This window comes from Streptomyces sp. NPDC001156 (assembly GCF_053598275.1).
On record NZ_JBSFJX010000494.1, the window covers coordinates 1 to 1,827 of the forward strand.

3 protein-coding genes and 1 pseudogene are annotated in these 1,827 nt (G+C 68.0%); 3 read left to right on the forward strand and 1 reads right to left on the reverse strand.

All coding sequences use genetic code 11. The features are described 5' to 3' along the window. From ACWDA7_RS52520 to ACWDA7_RS52530, 3 genes and pseudogenes are all read left to right on the forward strand, one after another. Positions 1 to 137 (forward strand): annotated as a pseudogene (locus ACWDA7_RS52520) (Hsp70 family protein); the annotation flags it as partial. Between the two features lie 5 nt (positions 138 to 142). Then, the gene (locus ACWDA7_RS52525; RefSeq protein ID WP_450615268.1) at positions 143 to 643 is read left to right on the forward strand and encodes an Hsp20/alpha crystallin family protein; all 501 of its coding nucleotides are present in this window, start codon (positions 143 to 145) and stop codon (positions 641 to 643) included. Between the two features lie 73 nt (positions 644 to 716). Next, positions 717 to 1,145 (forward strand): DUF2267 domain-containing protein, encoded by a 429-nt coding sequence (locus ACWDA7_RS52530; RefSeq protein ID WP_450615270.1) that lies wholly within the window; start codon positions 717 to 719, stop codon positions 1,143 to 1,145. Between the two features lie 400 nt (positions 1,146 to 1,545). Here ACWDA7_RS52530 and ACWDA7_RS52535 read toward each other — a convergent pair. After that, on the reverse strand, positions 1,546 to 1,827 hold a 282-nt coding region (locus ACWDA7_RS52535; protein ID WP_450615271.1), incomplete at its 5' end, for a DUF1931 family protein.

Below are 1,827 nucleotides of genomic sequence, written 5' to 3' on the forward strand. Positions count from 1 at the left end.
TCACGGAGGCGGTCATCACGGTGCCCGCCTACTTCAACGACGCCCAGCGCACCGCGACCCGTGATGCCGGACGGATCGCGGGACTGGAAGTGCTGTGGATCATCAACGAGCCGACGGCGGCCGCCCTCGCGTACGGTGGGCGATGACCTTGCCCGTCCGGCGCCACCGCAGTGGCGGAACAACGGAGCGGCCCCTCGGGTGGGCCCGCAATCCGCTGATGGAATTCGACGAACTGCTCAACCAGATGAGCGGATTGCTCGAATCCACGGTGGGCGGCGCCGCGCCCGCGGCCGCGTGGACCCCCCTCGCGGACGTCACGGAGACCGACGACGCCTTCGAGGTCGAGATCGAACTTCCTGGCGTCAAGAGCAAGGACATCAACGTCGAGGCCAACGGACAGGAACTGGTGGTCACCGGAGAGATCAAGGAAAAGGAGCGCAAGGGCGTTCTGCGCCGTGGCACCCGCCGGACTGGTGCCTTCGAGTACCGACTGCGACTGCCCGGAGAGGTGGACGCCGAGAAGGTCACAGCGGAGATGTCGGCCGGCGTGCTCACGGTCACCGTCCCCAAGGCGGAGGTCGCCAAGCCCCGTCACGTCCAGATCACCGAGAGCGGCGAGCGCGGCGAGAGCGGCGGTCGTTGAGCCGAGGAGCCCGACGGGTGCGGGACAACGTTCCGGCACCGCCGGGCGCTCCGGGAGCGAAAGGGGCGATGAGATGACCGAAACGGGTTTCTCCTCGTTCGACACCATGGTGGACAAGGCCAACCGGCTACTCAGGGAAATCGAGCAGGCCAACGGACGGCCCAAGGAACGCCGGAAGCAGTCGTACGCCGCACTGCGCGCCGTCCTACACCTGCTACGGGACCGGCTCTCCGTCGACGGGGCCGTACACTTCGGGGCGCAGCTTCCGACCCTGATCCGCGGCATCTACTACGACGGATGGAAGCCGTCCGAGACACCAGTGAAGCTAAGCGGCGAGGAATTCCTCCAGCGCGTTCGGGACGACTTTCCCTACGCGGTCGACGGTGGCATCGAACGAGTCGTGCACACCGTGCTGGAGGCTCTGGAACGCCACGTCAGCGAAGGCGAGTGGGACCACCTCAAATCCGGTCTGCCGAAATCGCTGGCCTCCGTACTGCCGTAGCCGCTCGGCGGCACCCGAACCGCCAACCAGGAACGCGAGGGTGCGCCACGGTGCGGAATGCGGAAGAAGACGGAAAGCGACGAGCGGGAACGCAGGACGCCGGCCCGCGCGGCCCGCCGTTCCGGTCAGGCACCCGGCGCCCAGCAGGTGACGACCGGCCCGTCGCAACAGCGGCGCCCCTGCCCGACCGAGACGCGGACGAGTTCGACGTGGACGCGGCGCTGCAGCGGGCTCTGGACCGCAGCCTGGCGCTGCTGGCGGAGGTCACGACCGTTCTTGGCTGCACCCCGGACGTGGATCAGGCCCTGCGGCGGGCCAGCAGGATCGTTGCGGCAGCCGAGGAGGCAGAGCGCGGTGACGCTGTTGGGTCGTGGCCTGCACCACCTCGTCCGGTCGCCACTCACAGCAGGAGGTCGAAGAGTGCTCGGGCCTCGTCCCAGTGCTGGGTCTGGGGGTTCTTGAGGTCGGGGTGGAGGATCTTGAAGCTCTGGGCAAGGGCCAGGCTGAGTCCGCCGATGACGTCCGGATAGGCCGCCTCGGTCTCCTCGTCGGGCGTACGGTCCAGAGCGGGGTGGGTGGCGAGCTGTTCTAGAAGATCACTGAAAATCTTGCTGTGAGGGTGGTTCCGCTGGTGGCGGGGCCGCCCTCCGTGCTTCATGGTGTGGCCGGAGTCAGGGTCCAG

What these genes read in the sequence shown, in the direction of transcription:
- ACWDA7_RS52525 (WP_450615268.1), top strand. Translation starts at nt 143, where the DNA reads ATGACCTTGCCCGTCCGGCGCCACCGCAGTGGCGGAACAACGGAGCGG.
- ACWDA7_RS52530 (WP_450615270.1), top strand. Translation starts at nt 717, where the DNA reads ATGACCGAAACGGGTTTCTCCTCGTTCGACACCATGGTGGACAAGGCC.